This window comes from Bacillus mesophilum (assembly GCF_008923265.1).
Lineage (GTDB): Bacteria > Bacillota > Bacilli > Bacillales > Cytobacillaceae > Cytobacillus > Cytobacillus mesophilum.
Genome location: NZ_WBOT01000003.1, coordinates 541,996 through 568,049 on the forward strand (window position 1 = coordinate 541,996; position 26,054 = coordinate 568,049).

Annotated in this window: 27 protein-coding genes; 15 read left to right on the top strand and 12 right to left on the bottom strand. The window is 39.1% G+C overall.

All coding sequences use genetic code 11. From position 1 onward, the window contains the following. Positions 1 to 12: 12 nt before the first annotated feature. From F7732_RS12240 to F7732_RS12250, 3 genes are all read left to right on the top strand, one after another. Entirely contained in the window at positions 13 to 453 is a 441-nt protein-coding gene (locus tag F7732_RS12240) for a GNAT family N-acetyltransferase (protein WP_240056607.1), read from the top strand. Positions 454 to 590: 137 nt separating this feature from the next. Beyond that, a complete protein-coding gene (locus F7732_RS12245; RefSeq protein WP_240056608.1) occupies positions 591 to 1,112 on the top strand; it encodes a sigma-70 family RNA polymerase sigma factor in 522 nt (173 codons plus the stop codon). Beyond that, complete coding sequence (locus F7732_RS12250) at positions 1,105 to 2,433, top strand: DUF4179 domain-containing protein (protein ID WP_161598876.1); 1,329 nt, start codon at positions 1,105 to 1,107, stop codon at positions 2,431 to 2,433. Before F7732_RS12245 ends, F7732_RS12250 begins: the two co-directional genes overlap by 8 nt. An 83-nt stretch (positions 2,434 to 2,516) precedes the next feature. Here F7732_RS12250 and F7732_RS22855 read toward each other — a convergent pair whose 3' ends face one another. Beyond that, a complete protein-coding gene (locus F7732_RS22855) occupies positions 2,517 to 2,654 on the bottom strand; it encodes a hypothetical protein (protein WP_180320191.1) in 138 nt (45 codons plus the stop codon). A gap of 290 nt (positions 2,655 to 2,944) precedes the next feature. Between F7732_RS22855 and F7732_RS12255 the strand changes: the two genes are divergently transcribed. The 4 genes from F7732_RS12255 to F7732_RS12270 all read left to right on the top strand — a co-directional run bounded on the left by F7732_RS12255 (position 2,945) and on the right by F7732_RS12270 (position 5,547). Then, positions 2,945 to 3,772, top strand: coding sequence for an amino acid ABC transporter substrate-binding protein (locus F7732_RS12255; RefSeq protein WP_151574213.1), 828 nt, complete (start codon positions 2,945 to 2,947; stop codon positions 3,770 to 3,772). Continuing rightward, positions 3,759 to 4,457 carry an amino acid ABC transporter permease gene (locus tag F7732_RS12260; RefSeq protein ID WP_151574215.1) on the top strand — a complete coding sequence of 233 codons (699 nt, stop codon included), beginning with the start codon at positions 3,759 to 3,761 and terminating at the stop codon, positions 4,455 to 4,457. The genes F7732_RS12255 and F7732_RS12260 overlap by 14 nt, the downstream gene beginning before the upstream one ends. A 34-nt stretch (positions 4,458 to 4,491) precedes the next feature. Beyond that, on the top strand, positions 4,492 to 5,226 hold the full coding sequence (locus tag F7732_RS12265) for an amino acid ABC transporter ATP-binding protein (protein WP_151574217.1): 735 nt from the start codon (positions 4,492 to 4,494) through the stop codon (positions 5,224 to 5,226). Positions 5,227 to 5,301: 75 nt separating this feature from the next. Further along, positions 5,302 to 5,547: a hypothetical protein gene (locus F7732_RS12270; RefSeq protein ID WP_151574219.1), complete on the top strand. Its 246-nt coding sequence runs from the start codon at positions 5,302 to 5,304 to the stop codon at positions 5,545 to 5,547. A 98-nt stretch (positions 5,548 to 5,645) separates the two neighbouring features. On the opposite strand, the gene F7732_RS12275 is transcribed toward F7732_RS12270, so the two are convergent. From F7732_RS12275 to F7732_RS12295, 5 genes are all read right to left on the bottom strand, one after another. Beyond that, complete coding sequence (locus tag F7732_RS12275; protein WP_151574221.1) at positions 5,646 to 6,398, bottom strand: (S)-benzoin forming benzil reductase; 753 nt, start codon at positions 6,396 to 6,398, stop codon at positions 5,646 to 5,648. A 190-nt stretch (positions 6,399 to 6,588) separates the two neighbouring features. Further along, the gene (locus F7732_RS12280) at positions 6,589 to 7,320 is read right to left on the bottom strand and encodes an ATP-binding cassette domain-containing protein (protein WP_151574223.1); all 732 of its coding nucleotides are present in this window, start codon (positions 7,318 to 7,320) and stop codon (positions 6,589 to 6,591) included. Further along, a complete protein-coding gene (locus F7732_RS12285; RefSeq protein WP_151574225.1) occupies positions 7,317 to 8,015 on the bottom strand; it encodes an ABC transporter permease in 699 nt (232 codons plus the stop codon). The genes F7732_RS12280 and F7732_RS12285 overlap by 4 nt, the downstream gene beginning before the upstream one ends. Before the next feature lie 24 nt (positions 8,016 to 8,039). Next, positions 8,040 to 8,903: an ABC transporter substrate-binding protein gene (locus F7732_RS12290; RefSeq protein WP_151574227.1), complete on the bottom strand. Its 864-nt coding sequence runs from the start codon at positions 8,901 to 8,903 to the stop codon at positions 8,040 to 8,042. 8 nt (positions 8,904 to 8,911) lie between these two features. Continuing rightward, entirely contained in the window at positions 8,912 to 9,811 is a 900-nt protein-coding gene (locus F7732_RS12295) for a helix-turn-helix transcriptional regulator (RefSeq protein ID WP_151574229.1), read from the bottom strand. Between the two features lie 383 nt (positions 9,812 to 10,194). On the opposite strand from F7732_RS12295, the gene F7732_RS12300 reads away from it, so the two are divergent. The 3 genes from F7732_RS12300 to F7732_RS12310 all read left to right on the top strand — a co-directional run bounded on the left by F7732_RS12300 (position 10,195) and on the right by F7732_RS12310 (position 12,948). Further along, positions 10,195 to 10,626: a FixH family protein gene (locus F7732_RS12300; RefSeq protein WP_151574231.1), complete on the top strand. Its 432-nt coding sequence runs from the start codon at positions 10,195 to 10,197 to the stop codon at positions 10,624 to 10,626. Between the two features lie 203 nt (positions 10,627 to 10,829). Beyond that, complete coding sequence (locus F7732_RS12305; RefSeq protein WP_151574233.1) at positions 10,830 to 11,612, top strand: DUF4931 domain-containing protein; 783 nt, start codon at positions 10,830 to 10,832, stop codon at positions 11,610 to 11,612. A gap of 163 nt (positions 11,613 to 11,775) precedes the next feature. After that, complete coding sequence (locus tag F7732_RS12310) at positions 11,776 to 12,948, top strand: FtsW/RodA/SpoVE family cell cycle protein (RefSeq protein ID WP_151574235.1); 1,173 nt, start codon at positions 11,776 to 11,778, stop codon at positions 12,946 to 12,948. 26 nt (positions 12,949 to 12,974) lie between these two features. Here the strand turns inward: F7732_RS12310 and F7732_RS12315 are convergent, their stop codons facing one another. The 3 genes from F7732_RS12315 to F7732_RS12325 all read right to left on the bottom strand — a co-directional run bounded on the left by F7732_RS12315 (position 12,975) and on the right by F7732_RS12325 (position 16,959). Further along, on the bottom strand, positions 12,975 to 14,045 hold the full coding sequence (locus tag F7732_RS12315) for a Ger(x)C family spore germination protein (protein ID WP_151574237.1): 1,071 nt from the start codon (positions 14,043 to 14,045) through the stop codon (positions 12,975 to 12,977). Continuing rightward, positions 14,042 to 15,133: a GerAB/ArcD/ProY family transporter gene (locus F7732_RS12320; RefSeq protein WP_151574239.1), complete on the bottom strand. Its 1,092-nt coding sequence runs from the start codon at positions 15,131 to 15,133 to the stop codon at positions 14,042 to 14,044. The genes F7732_RS12315 and F7732_RS12320 overlap by 4 nt, the downstream gene beginning before the upstream one ends. 335 nt (positions 15,134 to 15,468) lie before the next feature. Next, the gene (locus tag F7732_RS12325) at positions 15,469 to 16,959 is read right to left on the bottom strand and encodes a spore germination protein (protein ID WP_151574241.1); all 1,491 of its coding nucleotides are present in this window, start codon (positions 16,957 to 16,959) and stop codon (positions 15,469 to 15,471) included. A gap of 373 nt (positions 16,960 to 17,332) precedes the next feature. Between F7732_RS12325 and F7732_RS12330 the strand changes: the two genes are divergently transcribed. Further along, the gene (locus F7732_RS12330; protein ID WP_151574243.1) at positions 17,333 to 17,581 is read left to right on the top strand and encodes a YusU family protein; all 249 of its coding nucleotides are present in this window, start codon (positions 17,333 to 17,335) and stop codon (positions 17,579 to 17,581) included. A 189-nt stretch (positions 17,582 to 17,770) separates the two neighbouring features. On the opposite strand, the gene F7732_RS12335 is transcribed toward F7732_RS12330, so the two are convergent. Both F7732_RS12335 and F7732_RS12340 read right to left on the bottom strand, forming a co-directional pair. Continuing rightward, positions 17,771 to 18,118, bottom strand: a complete 348-nt coding sequence (locus F7732_RS12335; RefSeq protein ID WP_066442749.1) for a spore coat protein — start codon at positions 18,116 to 18,118, stop codon at positions 17,771 to 17,773. An 18-nt stretch (positions 18,119 to 18,136) separates the two neighbouring features. Beyond that, positions 18,137 to 18,406: a hypothetical protein gene (locus F7732_RS12340; protein WP_151574245.1), complete on the bottom strand. Its 270-nt coding sequence runs from the start codon at positions 18,404 to 18,406 to the stop codon at positions 18,137 to 18,139. A gap of 353 nt (positions 18,407 to 18,759) precedes the next feature. Here F7732_RS12340 and F7732_RS12345 point away from each other — a divergent pair, with 353 nt between their 5' ends. After that, positions 18,760 to 19,701: a proline dehydrogenase family protein gene (locus F7732_RS12345; protein ID WP_151574247.1), complete on the top strand. Its 942-nt coding sequence runs from the start codon at positions 18,760 to 18,762 to the stop codon at positions 19,699 to 19,701. A gap of 211 nt (positions 19,702 to 19,912) precedes the next feature. Here the strand turns inward: F7732_RS12345 and F7732_RS12350 are convergent, their stop codons facing one another. Next, positions 19,913 to 20,044, bottom strand: a complete 132-nt coding sequence (locus F7732_RS12350; RefSeq protein ID WP_151574249.1) for a YuzL family protein — start codon at positions 20,042 to 20,044, stop codon at positions 19,913 to 19,915. A 248-nt stretch (positions 20,045 to 20,292) separates the two neighbouring features. Between F7732_RS12350 and F7732_RS12355 the strand changes: the two genes are divergently transcribed. From F7732_RS12355 to F7732_RS12365, 3 genes are all read left to right on the top strand, one after another. Continuing rightward, the gene (locus F7732_RS12355) at positions 20,293 to 22,674 is read left to right on the top strand and encodes a 3-hydroxyacyl-CoA dehydrogenase/enoyl-CoA hydratase family protein (RefSeq protein ID WP_192913027.1); all 2,382 of its coding nucleotides are present in this window, start codon (positions 20,293 to 20,295) and stop codon (positions 22,672 to 22,674) included. 45 nt (positions 22,675 to 22,719) lie between these two features. Then, entirely contained in the window at positions 22,720 to 23,895 is a 1,176-nt protein-coding gene (locus F7732_RS12360) for an acetyl-CoA C-acetyltransferase (RefSeq protein ID WP_151574253.1), read from the top strand. A gap of 77 nt (positions 23,896 to 23,972) precedes the next feature. Beyond that, a complete protein-coding gene (locus F7732_RS12365) occupies positions 23,973 to 25,757 on the top strand; it encodes an acyl-CoA dehydrogenase family protein (protein ID WP_151574255.1) in 1,785 nt (594 codons plus the stop codon). The last annotated feature ends 297 nt before the right edge of the window (positions 25,758 to 26,054 follow it).

Consider the following 26,054-nt stretch of genomic DNA (forward strand, 5'->3'; position numbering starts at 1 on the left):
TGCAGTATGGATATGAAGATCATTGAAATAACGAAGAGTTACGAAATGGAAGCGAAAGCGCTAATACTCGATGGATTTCTAGAAAGATTCGGCTTTATTGATGAGAATCTAAATCCTGATCTTAACCATATCTATGAACATTATTCTATAGACGGTTCTGTTTTTCTTATAGGACTTTTACATAATGAGTTAGTTTGTACAGGGGCATTGACCAAAGAAGCTGAAGGGACAGGACGGATTCAAAGAATGTCGGTTAAACAAACCTTAAGAGGCAAAGGTCTGGCTAAAAGAATGCTAAAAGCTCTTGAACAAAAAGCGGCGGATTTACAATATAGCAAACTGGTGCTTGAAACGAATAGGAACTGGGAAAGTGCAGTAAAGCTATACAAAAGCAACGGTTATAGCCTGGAGGAAGAAGAAAGTCAATTTGTTCATCTGTATAAAATGTTGTGAAGACTTGCTTTAAAAGCAGGTCTTTTCTCTGGCCCTTTCAAAAATTCGAGTATAAATAGTTATCTTTAAAAAAAATGAAAACCTTTTGCTTATTCAGCAGTCTAATACATATAGAGATTACGGCAGGGGGGAACGGTGTGGAGCTCGAAAAGGCTGTCCGAAAAGCTCGGCGAGGAAATGATGAGGCATTCCTTTTCATCATTAACACCATTAAATTAGATTTATATAAAACAGCATTTGCTTATCTGCACAATCGGGAGGATGCCCTTGAAGCTGTCCAGGAAGTCACAGTCCGAATTTATCAAGAGATCAAAAAATTACGGAAAGAGGCTTTCTTTAAAACTTGGGCAATCAAAATTATGATCAATTATTGCAATGACGTGCTGCGAAAAAGAAAGCACACAGTACTGAATGATGAACTTGTGCATGTGAGCGGTAAAGCGGATAGCTATACATTGTTAGAAATAGAGGATGCCATGAACCAGTTAGATCAGCGTTCTCGGGAAATTCTGACACTGAAATATTTTCATGATATGAAACTCAAAGATATCGCCATTACTTTGGAATGCCCGGAAGGAACAGTAAAAACCTGGCTGAACAAAGCCTTAAAATCATTGCGGAAACTGCTGGATGAGAAAGGCGGAATGTCACATGTTTGAGAAAGAAGAACAAAAACTAATTGGATGGAAAAAGGTGTATGATGAATTACCATATCCTGTAGAAGATATAGATGCTGCCATTCAAGCAGGTTTTCAGAAAGGCAGGCAGAAAAAGAAGAAGGTTATGCGAAAAAGATGGCTATATAGTTCTGCGGCTGCTGCGGTATTCTTCATCACCTTCTTTGTCAGCATCCGCTACTCAAATGTATTGGCAAATTATATTGCAGTTATTCCAGGCATGGAAAAGGTTGTCGAGAAGATCCGCTATGATAAAGGGCTATTGGCTGCAGTCGAGAATGACTATGTGCAAGAGGTTGGCGTTTCTCAGGAAAGGAATGGCTTGAAGGTAAATATAGATCATGTCATTGCAGATGAATATGGAATGGTCCTTTTTTATTCCATCGAGTCAAATGAAAAGCAAACGAACTATCAGATCCATGACTTAGAGCTGAAAAGTGCTAAAGGGAAAGACCCAGTGATGGCTACGAGCGGATATGGTGTTGATTTTCCAAGTGATACTCCAAGAAATAAAGTAGATACTACTGCAGAGCTGTTTTTCAGTGAACCATTAGAAACAACTGATTTTATATTAGATATAGAAGTAGGAACAGGCACGCAAAAAGAGCAATTCGAGATTCCTTTTTCTTTAAATAAATCGCTGGAACAAAAGAAAACTTACGAAGTCAATAAGACTGTATCAATTGAGCAGCAGAACATTACTATAAAACAAGTGGAAATCTATCCGCTTAGGGTAGCAGTTACCTTAGAAATGGATGAAAGCAATAGTAAAAAAATACTTTCATTTGATGATTTAAGACTTGTTGACGAACATGGGGAAGCATGGACAAAAATATCCAATGGTGTTACCGCTAATTATATAAATGAGCATGAACAAATTTTATATTTGCAAAGTAATTATTTTAAAGAACCAGAAGAGTTATATATTGTTCTAAATCGCTTGCAGGCCATTGATCGTGAGGATGATACGGTAGTTGTTGACACAAGCACAGAGGAAATTGTAAAACAGCCTAAAGGAGACCTTCTTTCAGATTTGGAGGTTATCGGAAATGATGTGTGGTTTAAGCTGAAAACAGAGAAAGAGTTTAATTACTCTTTATTTATGTTGTCCTCTATAGATGCTAAAGGAAATGAATACAATCATGGCAGCATGGTTGAAGGACATATTGAAAATGGAATGCAAAGAATGGGAATACGACTTAATTCCACTAATAATTCCACTAATATAGTAAATCCGCTAACACTTAAAATTTCTGCATTTCCGCAATGGATTAACGGAGATGCGCAAGTTAAGGTGAAATAGTGGCAATGATGACAACTTATAAAAAAAAGTAGCCGATGGTACTTCTTATACACACCATCGGCTTTTTTCTGCGATCAAAACTGTTAAGAATCTAAATCTGTTTTATCCTTTTGATCCTTATTCCGCTTGTTTCCTTTGCTGTTATCGCCGCTTACGATATGAGCCGTATCATTGCTTGGTGAGTTTTGATTTTTGCTGCCTTTGTTAGGTGTTCTAGTCATGAAAATTTCCTCCTGTCTTTTGTTGAAGACATTAAATTTGTACATTCATGGTTTTCCCATTTAAGGAAAAGATCATGAGTGGAAATCCGTGTAAAAATGTCCCGTTTGGTAAAGATAAGAACAGGGAAAATACTCATCATTATAATCGGCAAAGCTATATAAAATGCTTATTGTTGCAGGAGCTGCTTTTGGATTATGAGAAATTCAGAGCAATTCTCTTTACAGCAAGGAGGGCATGTAATATGATAGCTAATGCTGACAAAACTAATCGGGATTAGGGGGTTTGTAACATGAAAAAGAATTCTATTTTATTGATCGTAATGCTAAGCTTTGTCTTGCTTCTTGCAGCCTGCGGAAATAACAATGAAGCAGAGCCGGATAATACGGGCGGAGCAGACGAAAATACAAATGAAGAAGATTTATTGGCTAAAGTTAAGGAAGAGGGAGAATTGCTGATTGGAACAGAGGGAACTTATCCTCCATTCACATTCCATGACGATAGCGGAGAATTAACAGGTTTTGATGTTGAAGTTGCGAAAGAGGTTGCAGAACGTCTTGGTGTTGAACCTGTATTTATGGAAACACAATGGGATGCTATGTTTGCCGGATTAGACTCAAAACGTTTTGATATGATTGCTAACCAAGTTGGGATTAGACCTGATCGTCAGGAGAAATATGACTTCTCAGAGCATTATATTACTTCTTCTGGTGTATTAATTACCCATAATGATAACGATACAATTAAAGATTTTGAGCATATTGAAGGATTAAAAGCAGCACAATCCATGACAAGCAACTATGCTGATATCGCCCGTGAATATGGAGCAGAAATCGTGGGAGTAGAAGGATTTAACCAGGCAATTGAACTGATCAACTCTCAGCGTGCAGATGTCACAATTAACGATAACTTATCTTTCCTTGATTTTAAAAAGCAAAAACCAGATGCTCCTGTAAAAATGGTAGCAACAATGGATGATGCGTCTCAAAGCGGATTTATGTTCCGTAAAGGAAACGAGCCATTTATCGAGGAAGTAAATAAAGCATTAGAAGAAATGATTGAAGACGGAACATATTTAGAAATCTCTGAGAAATGGTTTGGTGAAGATGTACTTAACTAATATTTTGACAGATCCAGAACGGATTGACCGTCTGATTAGTATCGCTAAAAGCTCCCTTCTGCCTTTGCTGGAGGGAGCCATTTCCTATACGATTCCATTGGCTCTGATTTCTTTTGTAATCGGTCTTACATTGGCTGTTTTAACAGCATTAGCCCGAATTTCAACGATAAGAGTACTGCAGATTATTGCTAGAGTTTACGTTTCAGCTATTCGAGGAACACCGCTATTAGTGCAATTATTTCTTATTTTTTACCTGCTTCCAGCGCTAAATATTATTATAGATCCATTTCCTTCGGCAGTGATTGGATTTTCCTTAAACGTAGGAGCGTATGCATCTGAAGTAATTCGGGCCGCTATTCTATCGATCCCAAAAGGTCAATGGGAAGCTGGCTATTCTATGGGGATGTCTTATCAGCAGCTGTTAAAAAGAATCATTTTGCCCCAGGCGTCAAGGGTATCAATTCCTCCGCTTTCAAATACATTTATAAGCCTGGTAAAGGATACATCATTGGCTTCCATGATTCTCGTTACAGAAATGTTTAGAAGGGCACAAGAAATAGCAGCGACTAATTATGAATTCATACTGCTTTATTCCATGGCTGCTTTAATCTATTGGGTGATTTGCTTCGTACTTTCCGTTTTACAAGGATTTATGGAAAAAAGACTTAATCGATATGTGTCATAAGCATTCCTGTATATAGGAGAAGGAGTTTAGATCAATGATTACACTAAAAGGACTGCATAAGAAGTTCGATGAATTGGAAGTGCTCAAAGGCATTGACCTGCAAGTGGAGCGAGGCAAAGTTGTCGTGGTTATTGGTCCTTCAGGTTCAGGTAAAACAACATTGCTGCGCTGCATTAATGTGCTCGAAACGCCTACAGCAGGTGAAATTTCAATTGATAATCAAACATTAGATTTTACTGAATCGGTTTCAAAAAAAGCCATTTCTTCGTTTAGAAGGCTGACTGGGATGGTATTTCAAAGCTACAACTTATTTCCGCATATGACAGCACTCGGCAACGTAATGGAAGGTCCATTAACTGTTAAAGGTGAAAGCAAAGATGCTGTCAGAAAAAGAGCAGAAGAATTATTATCAAAAGTTGGTCTTGGCGATAAACTTGATTACTATCCTTTTCAATTATCCGGCGGTCAGCAGCAGCGTGTGGGAATAGCACGTGCACTGGCAATGGAACCAAAGGTAATGCTCTTTGATGAGCCTACATCTGCACTTGATCCGGAACTTGTCGGAGAAGTGCTGAAGGTCATGAAAAACCTTGCTTCTGAAGGGATGACGATGGTTGTGGTTACCCATGAAATGAGATTTGCCGAAGAAGCGGCAGACGAAGTGATCTTTATGGACGGCGGCCACATTATTGAACGCGGAGCTCCAGGCCAAATCTTTACAAATCCAAAAGAAGAACGAACAAAGCAATTTCTCAATATGATTCAATGAGCATGACCCCGTGGATGGAAACGGGGTTTTTTTGATTTTAATAGAGAGGGAGAGAGTATTGAAAGGATACAGTGAATGATCGAAAAAAGAAGGGTAATGATCGAAAGTGTCTGGGAAATGATTAAGGAAATTCGGGAAATGATCGATATGGTCTTTAGATTGATTGAAAAAGTCTTAAGATTGACCGAAAACACCATATACAAGCAGGGGGGTTTAGCAATATACCTTTCAATTGAAACGAAAAGCCCGCCGGAAAGCGATTATTCTGGGGGGATATCAGTATCACTAAAAAAAAATGCTCCCAAAAATGGAAGCAATTAAAAGGGGGATTTACACTTGTACAAATAGTATGAGCAAATTTTTTTCATTCTATACATAAATTTTTGAAAATTTTCAAAAGGGAGAATACTGAGCTTAATTTAGTTCAAAAAATCATTAATCTGATAAATGACTCCACTCTCAGTTTCTGTGTCTAGTAGAAGGGAAACAAAAATATTTGCGACCGTTTCTGGCGCACGGAGAAGACCGTCTTCCTTATAACCTTGAAATTTAGCAATGTCAGTAAATTGTTCTTCGCTGGAGGAACGAATCTCTCCTTGCATATCTGTATCCATAATGCCTGGATTAAAGGCAAAAATCTTATGGGGTGTGCCAGCTGTTTCTTGTTCCAGCGCGACCGTTTGTGTAAACATATTTAGAGCAGCCTTTGTACTGCAGTACACACTCCAGCCTTCAATCGGTCGCTGGGCAGCACCAGAAGTAATATTTGCTATAGTCACTTTTTTATCTGTTATTTTAAGCAGCTTATTCGTCATGATGATAGGAGAAATCAGATTGATTTGGGTGCTATCAGTTACAGTTTGATGGTGTAAATGACCAACTGTATGTATGGGCGCAACTGTTCCGGCATTATGGATTAGGAAGATTTCTTCCGTGTCAGGCTGGTTCACCTTTTCATACACCTTTGTAAATGTGTCTTCCACTTCCGATCCGTCTGCGAGATTACAAGGGAAGTGATAATAGCTTTGGTCATTGTCAGCAGCAATGGTGTGTAATGTGCTGTTCTCTGAACGGGAAATCGATATAATCGAATACCCTTCTTCCACAAGTTTTTGAGAGATCGCTGCACCCAGACCCCTTGAAGCTCCTGTTACAATCGCAATCTTTTTCATGAAATCACTCCTTTTATTTTCTTTGATCTGCAAGTATTAGTCTATTTCATTAAAACAAAGAAGCAGATGATGTGAAAGTAAATCAGCTTGATTTTGGTTTATTATAAGTGTGATTATAAAAATCTGCATGTATAGACAGAACAGCAAATAAGCACAGATTTATCAATCCATGCTTCTTCACTCATTATCCTCAATTTAACACCATTCCATTTAAAAAGTGTTTTGTCTCTTCTGCGGGGGAGTTTAAGACATCTTCCGTGCATCCGATCTGATGTAGTTTGCCATCTATTAAAACAGCGAGACGATCGGTCAGGAATTTAATCTCTTCTAAATCATGGCTGACAAAAACGGCTGTGGTTTCCGTTTTTTGCAGCAGGGGCTTCAAGTCTTTTAATAGTTTTACCTTTGAAGGATAATCAAGAGCAGAAAAGGGTTCATCCATAAATAAAATTTTTGGCTGTAAAACAAGCGCTCTGGCCAAGTTTACCCTCTGTGCTTCGCCGCCAGAAAGAAAGCGGGCGTTTCTGTGGGCGAGATGAGAAATGGATAGCTGCTCAAGCCAATATTCGGTGCGCTCTTTTATAATAGATCTAGGAATCTTTCTTAATCTTAAGCCGCTGGAGACGTTTTTGACTGCCGTTGTATCGAGGAGAAGGCTTTGCTGCATAACGACAGCAAGTTCTCTTCTAGTTTCAAGTGGTATAGATGCAGCTGTATACGGTGCTCCTTCAAATTGAATCGTACCGCTGCTCTGTGACTCAAGGAAGGACATCAGTTTAATGAGTGTACTTTTCCCGGCACCGTTTGGACCGATGATGCCAAGAATTTCACTTTTACATAAGGAAAGATCCTCTACTTCAAGCAAGGTTTTAGCTGCTCTCTGGAAAAGAATATTGTGAACAGATAAGATCGGTTTTTTCATTGTAGCTGCTTCCTTTGCTGGAGAATTGTAAGCAGAAATGTAATCGCAAAAGCTAGCCCCATTAAGATGAAGGAGAGAGCAAGCGCTACATCAAAATTACCTTTTGAAACTTCCATCACTATGGAAGTTGTTAATATTCTTGTCTCGCCAAGAATATTGCCGCCTACCATCATGGCTGCTCCCACCTCGGCAATCACGCGGCCAAATCCCGCCATAACAGCAGCCATAATGGCAATCTTGGTTTCCTTCATTAAGAGGAAAACCGTTTGTACTTTAGAAGCACCAAGCGCTTTAATTTGCAGAAGAAGTTTTTTGTCTATTTGCTGAAAGGCACTTGATGTTAATCCAATAACGATAGGCAGTGAAACGAGGATTTGAGCGAGTACAATCGCAAATGGGCTATATAATAAGGAGAAAGAGCCGAGCGGGCCATTTCGCCACAGCAGCATCGTAATCCACAGTCCAGCAACCACGGGCGGCAATCCCATCCCAATGTTAATGAGGGATAGGAGAAAACGCCTGCCTCGAAATGATGAGAGGCCAAGCGCTACTCCGAGCGGAATGCCGACAATCGTGCTGAAGATGATCGCTGATAAGGACACGCGTAGGGTGAGCAGTGTAATTTCTATCAATTGCATATCTCCTGTTTCCAGCATGCTAAACGCTTGTTTTAGACCCTCTATCAGCAGTTCCATCTGTATCCGCTCCAGCCTGTATTTTTATTCTGTAAATTTGAAGAATAATGCTTCACCATATTCGTCTTTTCCAAACTCTTCTATTACTTTTTGTGTTTCATCACTGACCATAAAATCCACAAAGGCCTCTGCGCCTTCTGCATATACTTTGTTGTGCTTCTCAGGGTTTACTTGCATAACGTGGTAAATATTTAATAGATCTTCATCACCTTCAACCAGGATACTTAAGCCCAGTGTATCCTGGTGTGCTAAAAATGTAGCACGGTCCGTTAATACATAGCCGCCTCTGTCAGCAGCAATTTGCAGAGTGTCGCCCATCCCTTGTCCTGTCTCCGTATATCCGCTGTTTTCAGATGGCGTAATACCTGCGGCTTCCCAAATGCCAAGTTCTTTTTTATGTGTGCCTGAATCATCTCCACGAGAAATAAACACAGCGTTTTCTTCAGAAATTTTCACAAATGCTTCTTTAATAGGAATTCCTGAAACTCCAGCCGGGTCTTCTTTAGGACCGATCATTATAAAATCATTGTACATAACGCGTTTACGATTAATGGCATCTCCGCTGTCTACAATCTCCTGTTCGGCTGCAGGTGCATGAACTAAAAGGACATCTGCTTCACCTTGTGTTCCCATTTCAAGTGCTTGACCGGTGCCAACAGCAATTGTTTTTACATTGATGTTTTCTTCTTCTTCAAAAATGGGGATTAACTCATCGAGTAAGCCGCTATCTTGTGTGCTGGTAGTGGTCGCTAAGATTAAGTTTTTTGATTCTTCAGTACTTTGGGCTTTGTCATTTGATTCAGCTGGTGAGCTTTGGCACCCTGCTGCGAATAAAAGTAATGCTGTCAGAATAGTTAATAATAATAAACGATAATGTTTCAAGTTCATTCCTCCAATTATCTGCTGTCATATGTAATACATCCAAACTGACTGCCATCATACCCTGCAAGGGCATCTACATGTTCTCGAAAGCTGGTCAGTTCCAGCACATCAACTATATGCTGCAGAGCGTTTTCATTTTTTTGAGTCCACTTAAAAACCAAATCAAACTGTTCCACTGCGATGGGAATAAAGTCGAGGTTCAGTCTGCTTGCTGCTGTTTTAATGCCAAAGGCGGCATCGGCGTTTCCGCTGCTGATATGAGAAGCAGCAGATAAATGAGTCCATTCCTCGTGTTCATAACCATTGATCGCAACCGGATTTATCTTTTTGTCTGCAAGAATCGTATCAAATAAGAATCGAGTGCCAGATCCTTTTTGACGGTTAACGAATACAAGGTTATTTCTCTCCAGGTCTTTTATTCCTTTTATGTTATGTGGATTTCCTGCTGCGGCAATAAGGCCTTGCTCACGGGCAGCCAGCCGCATCACAGTAATCTTCTCATGAACGAATAACTGGTGTATAAAAGGAAGGTTATACATTTTAGAAACTGGTTCAAGCAGGTGAACAGCAGCAATATCACATCGGCCTTTATATAACTCCATTAACCCTTCGAGACTTCCGATATAGGAAGGCTGAATGCTAATATCTAAGTCTTCTTTTGAAACATATTGAACAAGCGACTCTACTAAAAAATCATGGCTGCCCGCCAAGCGGAGCTGAATGGATTGCGATTGTTTAACTGGTGCTGACATTGCCCCAGTCTTTAATCGATTCAGTTCCCGTTCCTCAATCCTCATTTTCTTGCCAACTTTAAATGAAGCAAGTTCACCTCTTTTAATAAGTTCATATACCGTATGTTTTGAAATCTTTAATAAGGCAGCTACTTCATCTGGTGTATAAATCTTATTATGCAAGCATCATCCCCTCTTTCGGACTACATAACAAAATTACAATGGATAACGAATCAAAGATGTGACTTTTGTTATGTTTGGTTAAGTTAAGTTGCAGAAATATAGATTTTGTCACAGAACGTTCAAAACTAACGAGATGACGGGATCAAGTTGAACATGTATACTTTTCGGTGCAAAGGGAATTATGGGTTCTATTCATATAAGAAGTAATGGTGGAGAGGATACAGAAGTCACTAGAAGAGAAATACATGATAGTGAGGTTTTAAATTTTCAATTCAGATAAATAAATTCCTGGATAAATTAAGAATATGAGAGAAATTTCATGGATTTTTCACATTTGGAATGTATCTTCAAACCATACCGACTAGCAGAAAGAGGGAAATGAGTTGAAAAAGTGGATAGTAAGCTTAGGGTTGATTTCAATTGTCTTAGCTGGATGTGGAAATAACGGAGAAGATTCAAGTAATAACGAAGAGATTCCGGTATTTGTTGAAGCAAGCTTAGATGTTCCGGAAAGTGCTGAGTTAGGGGAAGAAGTATCATTTACGGTTACGGTAATGCAAGGAAGTGAACCAGTCGATGATGCTGATGAAGTCGTTTTTGAAATTTGGCAAGGAGAAGATAGAGAGCAGAGCGAAGAAATAGAAGCTGTCCCAGAAGGCGATGGGAAATATACGGTGCAAAAAGCATTTGCTGAAGACGGCGTTTATTCTGTTCAATCACATGTAACAGCAAGAGATCTGCACACGATGCCGAAGAAAATGATTACGGTAGGAGATGCTGCTGATCAAACTGAACAGGAAGAAGAAAATTCATAAGGGCTCATAAAGAATATGCTGCAGTCATAAGTACTGTTTCATACGAGTAAAAAGGAACTTATCTAACTGCAGCAAGGTCTCCCAAAACAAAAGCACATAGGTAATCCTAGTGCTTTTTATTCTGCATTCAATCCGCAAATCCCCGCTTAATGAGTTTTCAATTTATAATAGAAGAAACAGAGGGAAATTGGGGAGAGATTATGATGAGTTGTACACACCTGCATTTTCTTACATCAGTAGGGGTAAAGAAACCAAATAGCATTCGTAACAAAGATGTAATGTGTCCGTTCTGTGCAAGAGACCTTCTAACCGATATTATTGATACTGACGGACCCATTATGTTATTAAAAAATAAGTATCCTGTTTTACAAAAATCTTATCAAACCGTATTAATTGAAACAGATGATTGCCATTCTGAGCTGTCGATCTATCAAAAAGATCATTTATATCGTCTGTTTCGCTTTGCAATTAATCATTGGATAAAGATGGAGGAATCAGGGAAATATGAGTCTGTCTTGTTATTCAAGAATCATGGCCCGCTTTCTGGAGGAAGCATTGCCCATCCGCATATGCAAATCATCGGTCTTGAAGATGTTGATTATACACTACATATAAAAGCTGAGGATTTTATTGGTTTAGAAATAGACAGCTATAAAGGTGCAGAATTTACTTTATCCACATTGCCCAAAATTGGATTTTATGAATTTAATGTAAAACTTGGTGAACGAAAAGAGATTGAGCCATTTGCTCGTTATGTGCAAACAGCAGTACACTATATCCTTACGAATTTTCCGTTTCACTGTAATAGCTATAACCTTTTCTTCTATAAACTAGGGCAAGAGAGATATGCCAAAATTGTGCCGCGATTCATTACAAGTCCATTATATGTTGGATTTTCAATTCCGCAGATTCCGGATAATCTAGAATGGATGAAAGAGGATTTACAAAAGCACTATTTTACAAATACAGAGCACTTCCATAATTGAAAATATAACCATTCACATTTAGAAATTGTGATTTGTTCACTTTAAAAATATAATGAAATATTGAGTGCAAATGAAATTTGATTGCATGTTGATGTTCATTTTATTTTGTAAATCACAGATTATGAAATTGTGCAGATTGTATTTGGTTTAAAGGAGAATCAACATGACTTCTAATAGAAATACACCCTCTAGGCTGGATTTTAGCCTTGTTCTTATATTAATGCTTTTATTTATTGTTTCTTGTGTGTCTATTTACAGTGCCCAGACAACAGGTCAATATTTAGAAAATTTCCTGCTGAAGCAAATTGTCTGGTACGTCGTTGGTACATGCATCATTGCGGCAGTAATTACACTTGATTCTGATCAATTGCAAAAAATTTCTTGGTATACATACGGCCTGGGGCTTGCGCTGCTCGGCTTTTTAATAGTTGCTCCTGCTTCCATTGCGCCGGTTATTAATGGTGCTAAGGCATGGTATGTACTTCCAGGCTTAGGTTCTATTCAGCCGGCAGAGCTTGTAAAAGTTTTTCTAATCGTGATGCTGGCAAAAATAATTGAGCACCATCATCAAAAAAACATCGTCAAGACCATATCAACAGATCTTTGGCTGCTGATTAAGATTATAGGAATTACTGCAGCACCACTTCTTCTTGTCATGATGCAGCCTGACCTGGGAACAGCCCTGGTTCTTATAGCTATAATGCTTGGTTTGATATTTATCTCAGGTATTACGTGGAAACTGCTTCTCCCTATTTTTGGAACAGGTGTAACTCTTGTAGGGACAATTTTTTACTTTGTACTTTGGCATCCAGAAATATTAGAAAAGTACTTAGGTGTGAAAGAATATCAATTCGGCAGGATCTATTCTTGGATTGATCCTTATAATTATCAAAGTTCGACAGGGTTCCAGCTGACACGTTCACTTCTGGCCATCGGTTCAGGTGAAACAACTGGAAAAGGCTATGGTACGAGAGAAGTCTATTTGCCTGAGAGTCATACCGATTTTATTTTTAGTATTATTGGAGAAGAATTTGGGTTTATTGGAGCAAGTGTTGTTATAAGCTTATTCTTCTTGCTTATATATCACTTGACAAAAATTGGAATGGAAACCAAGAATAAGTTTTATACGTACATCTGCGTGGGTGTCATTAGTATGATCACCTTTCATGTCTTTCAAAATATCGGCATGACCATTGGAGTGCTGCCGATCACAGGTATTCCGCTTCCATTCATTAGCTATGGCGGAAGTTCTCTAATGGGCAATATGCTCGCAATGGGCCTTATATTCTCGATCCGTTACCATTATAAGAAATATATGTTTTCTAATACAGATTAAAAAGAGCGGCATATAGGCCGCTCTTTTTAATCTACTACGCCTGTTTCTTCAATTGTCACATCTGCTTCTATGCGGATATCGAGATTAGTATAATTATCTTTAAACTTTTTCAGGTCAAAACCTCTCGTCTGTGTCCGATAGTATTTCCCGATACCAATCGGATCCGTGCCTTTTTCCTGAAATCTTTGAACAAGCTGGCTGCATTCATTTTCAATTTTCTTCTGCACTGCGTTTTCAATTTCCTTCACAATTTGTTCAGTGAGCTTATCACCAGTGAATTCTTTAACAATACCTTTTACATCAATATGCATGGTCAATTTATCCCGATCGCGATCATCTATCTTGAAATGATGTTTAGAGCTAATACTATGAACAGATGCTTCATTATCTTTTGATAAATCAACATTGAAGTATCCGCTGCTGTATTTGTCTACTAATAATTTAAAATAAAACATATCATCCTTTTCAATAAAATCAACTGCAGAATCATCCTTAAAGATGGTCATTCCTGAGATTTCAACTTGTTTTTTGCTTTTTTGGTTGAGCTGCGGCAAATAAACATCTTTTCCTTCCTGATAAAAATCATGGAGAAAAAGGTGCAGGTTCGATTCTGGAATATCACGATCATTAATATTATGTGATAATAAATTATATAAGTAATTGCCGTTGCCTCTTGAGCCATATTCCCCTTTTAACAATTCCTGGGCGCTGCCTCTTGAGGTTGTCAGAAAAATTCTTGACCCTACTGTAGCATCTCGCTGAAAAGCATCAATAAAATCAATAATGCCATTTTCCGCGAACTTCTCTTCAAAAACGACGATCCGGATGCCGCCTGTTACGAGTGGTTCAGAGGACTGTTTTTGGGCATCTGACAAGACACTTCTTCTTAAAGTAGATTCTGATATATAGGTAATATTTTTTATCGATTGATCGGGCAGATAATCTTGAACCAGATACGTGCCAATAAAAAGATCCTCTTCTACCTTGTCAAAGCCTGCTCCAACAATAATGTTTACATCATCGATAATTTCAGGCTCGACACAGCCTGCTAAAAGCAGCAAAGGAGCACAAAAAAGGAACACTCTTATTATTTTCATTGCTTTTTCACCTTCTTAGCAATCTTAACGGCTGCAAGTAACATGGGTAAATAAATAAAATTTATGAAAAAACCTATTTTTCCAGTATAGTCATTAAGTATATTGATGGAAGAGCGTGTCTGAAAAAGGGAGCATAGTATTACTATAATTCCAGCTATAAATAAAATCCCTTTTCTCTGCTGTACATGAAAGAGCCTCTTCAAAATTCGGGAGGCAGCCCATAGTGAGATGCATATATTTGGCAGGATGATTAAGTTCCAGTTGGCAATGCCGATGTATTCAAAACGCTCAACAAATGGAAATCTTGTGATCTGCCAAATAGAAAGAGTGGCCCATATATTCTTTTGAAGCTGCCCTTCTGAAAAATAGCCGAAAGTCATTATGGCCAGAACGACGTAGAGAAGGGTCGTCGTTAAAATAGCTAAATGCGCCCATTTTTTCGACTGTCCCGGATTCTTAATAAAGGGATAAATAAACAATACAATTTCAAACCCAATATAAGATAAGGACATAGCATAGGATCCCATGACGATATCTTTAATGGAATGGTCCCATACCGGCAGAAGTGAAGTGAAATCTGAGAACTTAAAGGTAAAGCCAAATGTCAGCACAAGATAAGCGGGCAGCACGAGTCCAAAGAAGGCTACCCCAGTGACTGTTCGAAAGCCGCCTGAAACAATATAAACACAAAGAATTAAAAATCCTAAAGCATACCAAAATGTTCCCATCTCAGGAAAAATCCACGTTTGAATAACTTCAATGTAGGTTCTCATCACTGTCAGCATATACAGCATAAAATAAAGGATAAAAACACTGCTTAAAATCCGTCCCAGAAATCTGCCGGCAAAGTATTCATGAGCGGTTACAATATCGCCATCAACAGTCTCAGCTATTTTGTAAATGGCCCACATCACTCCATGAATGACAAACCCGGCGATAATAATTGATATCCATCCATCATAACCAGCATAATTAGCAATAATTCGCTGAAAACCAAGCACACCAATTCCAACCTGCATGGACATGACCAAATAAAATACAAGGAATGGAGATATTTGCAACCTTTCTGGAACTGGCTGACTTGCCATCTGTTTTCACCTCTTTGTTGAAATTGTCACATAGGAATGGAGTGTTTAGCTTGTTACTTTTATGAGCGGGGAGCTTCCGCATTTCTATATGTCCAGCTCCAGCGGCTAGCCCCTCGAGGTCTTAAGTCGACCCATCCAAAAGGTCAAAGAACGACCTTTAGTCTGTTTCGCCTTAAGCTTGTCGGGGCTGAGCAAGCCGCTTCCGCTTTTCTATTGTCCAGCTCCGGGCGCTAGGGGCTCGAGGTCTTAAGTCAATCTGTCCTAAAGGTCAAAAAACGACCTTTATGCCATCTTGCCTTAAGCTTGTCGCCCCTGAGCAAGCGCCCTCCGCTTTTCTATTCATCTATATCTTTTATTTGTTTTGCTTTGTTTTTGCTGAATCGGATGGGTTTTTCGGTCATTAGGAATCCTGGTCTTGTTGTCAGTTTGTTGAAGTGAAGTCTGATGACAGCATCTTTGAAATCCCTGGATCTTGGCGGGAAGAGCGGCTCTAAAAATGGTCTGCCTAGAGATGTAAGGCGAAGCAAGTGTGTTAATAAGAAACAAAATGTAAATACGACGCCAACTAATCCCCATATACTTGCTAGTAATATAAATGGAAAGCGCAAAACTCTGATTGTATTACCTATTTTATAAACGGGTGTTGTAAACGAAGCAAGAGCAGCTAAGGCTACAATAATTAGCAGTACATTACTTGTTATTCCCGCTTCTACGGACGCTGTTCCAATAACGATCCCGCCTACGATACCGATTGTCTGGCCAACCTTTGTCGGCAGTCTGGCCCCTGCTTCTCTGAGTAATTCAATGGTCAGCTCTAGAAAAAGTGCTTCAAGAACAGGCGGCAGCGGAATTTCACGCCTTGATGTAACCAGCGTTGCCAGTAAATCTTTCGGAATTAATTCATGATGATATGTAAGTGCTGCTACATAAACAGGTGTCGCTAAAATAGAGAAAAGGACGGCAAAAACCCTTACTAAACGGAAGAATGATGCCAGTATCCAATTAAGAAAATAATCTTCAAAGGCAGAAAAGAATTCGACCAAAGTAGTAGGGGTGATCAGCACGTGCGGAGAGCCGTCCACAATGATGGCGATTTTTCCCTCACCTAAAATAGCAGCAACTCGGTCAGGTCTTTCTGTATCAAGCATTTGAGGAAACGGAGAATTGGAATTATCGGCAATTAGTTGAACGATATAGGAGCTATCAACTATTACGTCCATTTCCACGTCTTGAAGCCGCTGCCTTACGGTATTAACGTTATCGACATTTGTAAGACCATCTACATACAAAATTGCAACACGTGTTTTAGACATACTCCCAAGTGTAACCTCTTCACAAATTAATTCTTTTATGGGAAGCCGTTTACGAATTAAGTTTAAATTTTGCCCCAATGACTCAACAAATGCTTCTTTTGGACCGATAACGGAGAATTCAATTTCAGGTTGAGTGAGGCTCCGGACAATCTCTTTTTGGGCTGCTATGAAGGCAAAGCAATCTGGCTGTCTTTCCGTCATAACCATGACATAGCCATTAAATAGCTTTTGTTCAATTTGTGAGAAGTCATCACTGATCTCGATATCTGCTACTGGAACAATTTCTTTTATATCCTGAACCGTATTAAATTTATCTTCTAATAATGAAGGGAGTGCATCTTTCTGAATGATCTGCTCATCTACTAATGAAGTCATAAATACAAAACAAAACTTCATTCCATTCTTTTGATTCATATAATAATTTTTCTTAAAATCGGCAGACTTGCGCAGCGATGTTTCCCAGTTTTGCTTATCTTGATTTTTAGAGAAGTGTTTTTTGAACCAATCTTTCATCAATGATCACCATATGTTTTGGCATAGGTTTATTCTTACCGAAACTGGAAAACTTATGAATGATTTTTTTAATAGTTCAGATAGGCATTAATAAAAAAGATGGTGCGAAAAAGGAGTAAATAAACAAAAAAAGAAATCCGTTATTCAACGGATTTCTTTGTGATATGAAACTCCTTTACGAAAGAGGGGGGTAAGGGAGTTGCAAACATGGTGTAATTGTTGTCTGTCTATTGAAGCTGTTGACGAGCCATACAGCTTCAATTACACTGTAAATGAAAATCATTTTCATTTATGGGTTTATCATAATACAAACATATCCAGGTGTCAACTGATAAATGAAAATGATTATCAGAGTCATTTAGGGGGTATATAAATGGAAGATCAGTTGAAAGAACAATTAGATGGGTTGCTGGAGAAATATACAGAACTGTTAATTGGCGATACAAGTATAGAAAATCAGAACAAAGTAAAAGCTTGGATCCTATATTCCTTTATAGCAAAATCAATGCCGCCTCTCGTTAAACATTGGAATGCAACTTACCCGGATGGCAAGGAATCGATTAAAAATGTCATTGAAGAAATTAAACAGCTTAACGAAGAACATAAGGTAAGCAAGGAATAGAAAAGCGGGCGATTACGTGGTAAGGGGGCATCTTCGAAGGAACAAAAGTATAACTCCCAAGTTGGAAGAAAATCTAGAGATGGGCAATTATCCAAATGCAGCACTCAGATACAGCTTAACAAACCGTACAGTATTTCATTTCCATCCAATAAATAAAGCCGTACCACCAATGATACGGCTGAAAGATGTTTACTGTAGTGTGTTTCCGCCATTTCCATAAGGAAATTGGCTGGAGTATCCTTGGAATTGCTGGTAAGATTGCTGCAGCTTTTGAGGTTCTGCTGCTTCAAGCTTGTACCATCCTTTTTGAAACATTAAGTTATAGAGATTACGCTGTTCATTTTGTGTGTCAGTAAAAATGTTTAATACATCCTGATAAAGAGCTTGGTGGCTTGCTTCATTTAAGAAAGTGCTATAAGAATCTGTCATGTATTTTTCCATTGTAAGTAAGTCACTTGTGAAATCACGATCATTCATTTGCGGAGTTTTAGGAATTTGTGTCTCTGGATTTTGTACCTTTTGCTGATTCTGATTCATCATAATTCCTCCCAATTACTACTGCATGGCAGTAGATTGTTGATTTTGCTGATTCAAATGACCAAGGATCCGCTCATAATGCTGCTGATGCATTTGTCCGCATCGTTCCATAGCTGCCTTTATTTCTTGATCCTGGCATTGTGTAGCATAGAAATGAGCTTTTTTCATTGCCAGTAAGTTCCATGAAAGCATATCAGTTAAATATAAAGAATCCTTTGAAGATATGATTTGAGGGGGCTGCTGCATGATTCCTTGCCCATACTCAGTTCCCACATTTTGCTGCTGCATAAATAATCCCTCCAACACGAAAGAAGTTTTGTTCGCGTTTATGATTCCACATAGGTTTATAATTATGCAGGAATAACAATTCGACATATTTTTCACATAATTATTTTCAGAATATTTAAATGATGTTAAAATATAAATGGTCAGGCTGCCTGCACACGTCCTTTTTCGCTGATTCATTTTCTCTTTTGCCTTGAGCATCAGCGAATTCATAGACAAATCCCTCCGAATGCTTCAGCTTTGACAGACCAATGTTTTTATCAAACTATAAGGAGTTTTCAACTATATATGATTTTCCTATATGTTTTTTAAAAAGATGTCTAATCAAATCTATGACATTTGAGGAGGAGTGAGAAATGACGGTATTAAGAAACATTTTTCTGTTTTTATCAAAAAATAAAAGACTAACCATTGTTGCTAAAAAATACGGTTTTCGTTTCGGAGCCTCGCGATACATAGCAGGCAAGAGTATACCAGAAGCGGTTGAAGTAATAAAAAGGTTAGATGGAAAGGGATTATCTGTTACCGTTGATTGCCTTGGGGAATTTGTTGACAACGAAGCTGAAGCAAACGCAACTGCCAATCATTTGGTGAGGTTAATTGAAACATTGGGACAAGAATCACTGGATGCAGAAATTTCTGTCAAGTTAACATCATTGGGTCTGGATATTTCAAATGATCTTGCGCTTAGAAATATGAAACGAATTTTAGATGCGGCAGAACAGCAAAATATCTTTGTTACGATTGATATGGAAGATTCATTGCGCTGCGACCAGACATTGGAGATCTTTACATTACTTAAATTAAGCTATAAAGATATTGGCACAGTCCTTCAAGCATATTTATATAGAACAATAGAAGATCTGCATGTATTAAAACCATATTCGCCTAGTCTGAGATTAGTGAAAGGAGCATATAAAGAATCGCCAGAAGCCGCATTTTCAGAAAAACAAGCAATTGATGACAACTTTAAAAAAATAATAGAAATACATTTGCGGAATGGACATTATACGGCTATTGCCACACATGATGATGCCATTATTGAATATACCAAGCAGCTTGTGTCCAAATATCAGATTCCATATAGTCAGTTTGAGTTTCAGCTGCTTTATGGTGTGAAAGCAGATCGGCAGCTTGAGCTTTGCCGTGAAGGATATAAAGTTCGCCTATATGTTCCATTTGGAGAGGATTGGTTTGGTTATTATATGAGAAGGATGGCTGAGTATCCGGCAAACCCATTTCCACATAAAAATAAATCTGCTGGAAGAAAAATGGGGATTCACCTGCTTCACAAGTAGTATAAATAAATGATGCTGTTACAGGCTGCCTAAAACGCTCGCTTCACCGATCTCTTTAGCAGATTCGGTTATCTTCGGTGCTCTTTCTTATAAGAGCAAGCGTTTAAACAGCCTGACATAAAAAAATCATCTGCTAGTAAAGCAGTAAAAATGCATTAGATATTCAAGCAGAGACTTTTTGTCATTATGAGTAACAGTAACCTATTTTATCCTATTTCTTGTATTGGTTATTTTGGCTATTGACCTTGCCGCCGCCGTCCGCTTCGACAGTAGGACCTGCATCTCCTTTAACACTCGCAGCGCTTACTCCTGCCTTTGAAGGATTCTTCTTTCTTTTTGCCATGTTTTTTCACCTCCATATTAGAGCAGGAATGCTCTAACTTCTTTTGTAACCTTACCCGTTCTAAAGTGCTTCATTTTTAAAATGAATATACTTGTTTATAACTTTTTTCATTTTTCAGCCATTTATGATTGCTTAAATATTGCAAATATTTTATTATAATAATTAACAGAACACATTCAGTGATCTTTTTTTTAGAGTAAAAATGAATGATTGTTCATTCAAAAAAGAGCAAGGGGGACGTAAAGTTGATTCAGCACATTAAAAAAGCAGCTGTACTTGGCTCAGGAGTAATGGGATCTGGTATTGCAGCTCATCTTGCAAATATCGGGATTCCGACTTTATTACTTGATATTGCACCAAAAGAATTAACTGAAGAAGAGAGTGCTAAAGGGCTGAAGCTAGAAGACCGTGTAGTCCGCAATCGTATTAGTGAAACAGGAAGACAAAAGCTGTTGAAACAAAAACCAGCACCTTTTACCTCTAAAGCCAATATCGCTTTGATTGAAGCAGGTAACTTCGAAGATGATATGGAACGCTTAGGAGAAGTTGATTGGATTATTGAGGTAGTTGTAGAGAATTTGGCCATTAAAAAGCAAGTCTTTGATTTAGTTGACACACATCGAAAACAAGGCAGTATTATAAGCTCCAATACTTCTGGCATTTCTGTTGAGAAAATGGCAGAGGGACGTTCAGAAGATTTTAAAAAGCATTTTCTGGGTACACATTTTTTCAACCCTCCACGTTATTTAAAGCTTCTTGAAGTGATACCGACGTCTAAAACAGATTCTGAAGTTCTTTCCTTTATGAAGAAATTTGGCGAGGATGTATTAGGAAAAGGGGTTGTTGAAGCGAAAGATACGCCTAACTTTATTGCCAATCGTATTGGTACGTACGGTTTGCTTGTAACAGTTCAGCAAATGTTAGAAGGCGGATATAGCGTAGGGGAAGTCGATTCTGTCACCGGTCCGCTCATTGGCAGGCCCAAAAGTGCTACGTTCAGAACACTTGATGTGGTAGGTTTAGATACATTCGCCCATGTTGCCAAAAATGTATACGATCAAGTAGAAGGTGCGGAGAAAAAAGTATTTGAAATACCAGGTTTTATACAAAAGATGCTGGACAACGGCTGGTACGGAAGTAAGTCTGGTCAAGGTTTTTATGTGAAGCAAGGAAAAGACATACTCGAATTGAATCCAGAAACATTGGAATACATCCCGCGTCAAAGATTAAAAACTGCAGCAGTCGAAATGAGCAAGCAGCAAAAAGGAACAGTGAATAAAATGAAAGCGCTTGTATATGCTGATGATCGTGCCGGTCAGCTACTTTGGAATATATTAAGCCCTGTTTTCTCATATTCTGCCCAATTGTATGGTGAGATTGCTGATGATTTACAAGCAATTGATTCTGCTATGAAATGGGGATTTGGCTGGGAATTAGGTCCGTTTGAAGCATGGGATGCCCTTGGAGTTGAGAGAGCTGTACAGAAAATGAACGATTCAAACATAGACGTTCCAGCTTGGGTAACGGACATGCTCGCAAAAGGATTTACTTCCTTCTATAAAGAGGAAGATGGAGATCTTTACTTTTATCATCATGGCGAGTATAAGCCTGTGGCAGAGAACGAAAAGGTTATCAGCTTAAAACGTTTGAAAAAGAAAAATGGCGTTATTAAAAAGAATACTGGTGCCAGCCTTATTGACCTTGGAGATGGAGTTGCCTTGCTGGAATTCCATTCGCAAAGCAATGCCATTGGACTTGATATTCTGCAAATGATCAACTTTGCTGTAGATGAGGTTGAAAAGAATTACAAAGGACTTGTAATCGGCAACCAAGGAAAGAATTTCTGTGTTGGTGCTAATCTCGGCATGATTCTAATGGAAGCCCAAGATGACAATATCTATGAACTGGATATGGTTGTAAGACACTTTCAGAATGCCATGATGAAAATTAAATATAGTTCAAAGCCTGTGGTCGCAGCTCCATTTGCGATGACATTAGGAGGAGGTGCAGAGGTTTGTCTGCCTGCTGCACATATTCAGGCTTCTAATGAGACTTACATGGGACTTGTTGAAGCGGGTGTGGGCCTGATCCCTGGTGGAGGGGGTAATAAAGAGCTTTATATCAAACACTTAAGCAGCATGCCTAAAGGCGTCGACTTTGATCTTCAGCAGGTTGCCAATCGAGTATTTGAGACGATTGCCATGGCTAAAGTTTCAACGTCTGGTGAGGAAGCAAGAGAAAATAACTTCTTAAATAGTGCTGACGGGATCAGTGTGAATGGAGATCATTTGCTTTATGATGCCAAACAGGCTGTCATTTCCCTTCATGCGAAAGGGTATACAGCTCCAGTTCGCAGAAAAGTCCCAGTCGTAGGGGAAACAGGCTACGCCACTCTCCTTTTAGGTGCTCAATCAATGGTTCGTTCAGGATATATTTCAGAGCATGATTTAAAGATTGCCAACAAGCTGGCTTTTGTACTTGCTGGCGGCAAGGTGCCATACGGAACAGAGGTTGATGAGCAATACTTGCTGGATTTAGAACGAGAAGCTTTTCTAAGCCTTGTAGCTGAACCGAAATCTCAGCAGCGTATGCAGCATATGCTTTTAAAAGGCAAACCGCTTCGTAATTAATAAGAAGTTTCATAGATTCAAAACAGATGAAAGTGAGGGAATAGCATGAGAGAAGCTGTTATTGTTGCTGGTGCAAGGACACCGGTAGGAAGGGCGAAAAAAGGAAGCCTTGCTGCCGTGAGACCGGATGATCTCGGTGCACTTGTTGTAAAAGAAACACTAAAACGTGCCGGCAATTATGAAGGAAACATAGACGATCTGATCATAGGCTGTGCGATGCCGGAAGCAGAACAAGGAATGAACATGGCAAGAAATATAGGAGCATTAGCGGGATTGCCGCATACGGTTCCAGCTATAACGATTAATCGTTATTGTTCATCAGGGCTACAATCAATTGCATATGCAGCCGAAAAAATTATGCTTGGAAATGCAGATGCCATTATTGCAGGCGGTGCTGAATCGATGAGCTTAGTGCCGATGATGGGACATGTGGTTCGCCCCAATGTGAAATTGGCAGAAAATGCACCTGAATATTATATGAGCATGGGACATACAGCAGAAGAAGTAGCAAATAAATACGGTATTTCCCGTGAAGACCAGGATGCCTTTGCTGTTCGCAGTCACCAAAGAGCAGCAAAAGCTCTTCAAGAGGGAAGATTTAATGATGAAATTGTTCCAGTAGATGTAACCAGACGGACTGTTGGAGATGATCATAAGTTAATAGAAAAACAGTTTCAATTTACTCAAGATGAGGGAGTCCGTGCTGAGTCTACGGTCTCAACACTGGCAAAACTTCGGCCAGCCTTTTCGATAAAAGGAACAGTTACAGCAGGAAACTCGTCTCAAACAAGTGATGGAGCGGCGGCTGTGATGGTAATGGACCGCGAAAAGGCTGAGGGGTTAGGACTATCGCCAATGGTGAAGTTTAGAAGTTTTGCAGTTGGAGGAGTTCCGCCAGAAGTAATGGGGATAGGTCCAATTGTAGCGATTCCAAAAGCTTTAAAGCTTGCTGGATTAGAGTTAAGTGATATCGGCCTGTTTGAACTGAACGAAGCATTTGCTTCACAGTCAATTCAGATCATTCGTGAGCTTGGATTGGATGAGGAGAAGGTTAACGTCAATGGTGGTGCCATTGCGCTTGGCCATCCGCTAGGCTGCACAGGAACCAAATTAACGCTCTCTTTAATACATGAGATGAAACGGCGCAATCAGCAATTTGGTGTTGTCACCATGTGTATTGGCGGAGGAATGGGCGCAGCGGGCGTGTTTGAATTAATTTAAGGACAAATGATTTAGCAGTATATATACATTTTTTGTTTAATATATTTTAAAAAACAGAAGCTGAACGGAGGATAACAATGTCAAACCAAACTGAAAAAGCAATCAAAGGCGGAAGCTTTTTAATTGAAGATGTCTCATATGAAAATGTGTTTACACCAGAGGACTATACAGACGAACAAATTATGATTGCCAAAACCACAGAGGAGTACGTGATCAATGAGGTGCTTCCAGAAGTCGAGCATCTTGAAAATCATGAATTCGATCGCTCTGTCAAACTATTAAAACAAGCGGGAGAACTTGGACTGCTTGGAGCAGATGTGCCTGAAGAATACGGCGGCCTTGGTCTAGATAAAATCAGCTCTGCTTTAATTGCTGAAAAAATGTCCCGTGCCGGAGGATTCTCCATTTCTCACGGAGCACATGTTGGAATTGGCTCATTGCCAATCGTGCTATTTGGAAATGAAGAGCAAAAACAGAAATACCTTCCTCCACTCGCAACTGGAGAAAAGCTCGCTGCCTATGCTTTAACTGAGCCAGGCTCTGGATCAGACGCATTGGGAGCAAGAACAACGGCTAAACTTAACGAAGAAGGCACTCATTATGTGTTAAATGGTGAAAAACAGTGGATCACAAACGCTGGTTTTGCAGATGTGTTTGTTGTATATGCCAAAATTGATGGAGAGCACTTTTCTGCCTTTATTGTCGAGAGAGAATATGAAGGTGTGTCTGTTGGACCAGAAGAAAAGAAAATGGGGATTAAGAGTTCATCTACGCGAACATTAATCCTAGAGGATGCGCTTGTGCCGAAAGAAAACCTGCTCGGTGAATATGGAAAAGGTCATATCATTGCGTTTAATATTTTAAATATCGGCCGTTATAAATTAGGTGTAGGAGCTGTTGGAGCATCTAAGCGGGCATTTGAGGTAACGGTAGAATATACAAATCAGCGCCAGCAGTTTAAAACGCCTATTTCCCAATTTAACTTAACAAAAGAGAAGCTTGGCACAATGGCTTCCAAAATGTATGCGGCAGAAAGCTCTGTTTATCGAACAGTAGGTTTGTTTGAAGACCGTATGAGCAGATTGTCAGAAGAAGAAGTAAAGGATGGCAAAGAAGTAGCGAAATCGATTGCTGAATATGCAATTGAATGCTCTTTAAATAAGTTTTTCGCAACTGAAGTACTCGATTATGTAGCTGATGAAGGTGTTCAGCTTCATGGCGGCTATGGATTTATGGCTGAATATGAAATTGAAAGAATTTATCGTGATTCAAGAATCAACCGCATCTTTGAAGGAACAAATGAGATAAACCGGCTGTTAGTTCCTGGCACTTATTTGCGTAAAGCCTTCAAAGGCGAGTTGCCATTATTCGAGAAAGCACAAGCGCTTCAAGAAGAATTAATGATGCTGATGCCAGAAGAACCAGGTGACGAACCTCTTGCGCAGGAAAAGTATCTAGTGAAAAATGCAAAGAAAATTGGCCTCCTGGCAGCTGGCTTAGCGGCACAGAAATATGGCAAAGCATTAGAAAAAGAGCAAGAAATTCTAGTAAATGTTGCTGATATCGTATCCAATGCTTATGCAATGGAATCGGTTGTTCTGCGTACGGAAAAAGCCATTGCGGCAACAGGGGCAGAGAAAAACAACCAAAAACTCCTTTATACGCAAATCTTCTGTCAGGAAGCGTTTAATGAAATAGAGCAAATTGCAAAAGAGACACTTGTAGCAGTTGAAACAGGCGATGGCCTGCGCATGATGCTGTCAGCACTAAGGAAATTCACTCGTCATACACCTATTAACGTAATCGCTAAGAAACGAGAAGCATCGGAGAAAATTATCGACACTGAACGCTACGTGGTTTAAGAAATATGCTCCCTTCGATACGGAGGGAGCTTTTTCTATGAAACTCATACTGATGAACATGTCCAACTATACTTATTCAGATAAATAGTGCTCATTTCCTGAGACCAGGAGAACTGATTGTGAGTTAGTAAAATATCAGTTGTATTTGTTATACTTTAAAAGAGTAAATCAGCTGCACAGAAGATGAACCGACGCAGCAGCTAATTTAGAACAAAGTATCAGTACAACTGAGCCTGTTTCTCTAAAAGGCTTGCTAATCAGCAAATTTTTTTATGAAAAATAGGCCATATATGATAC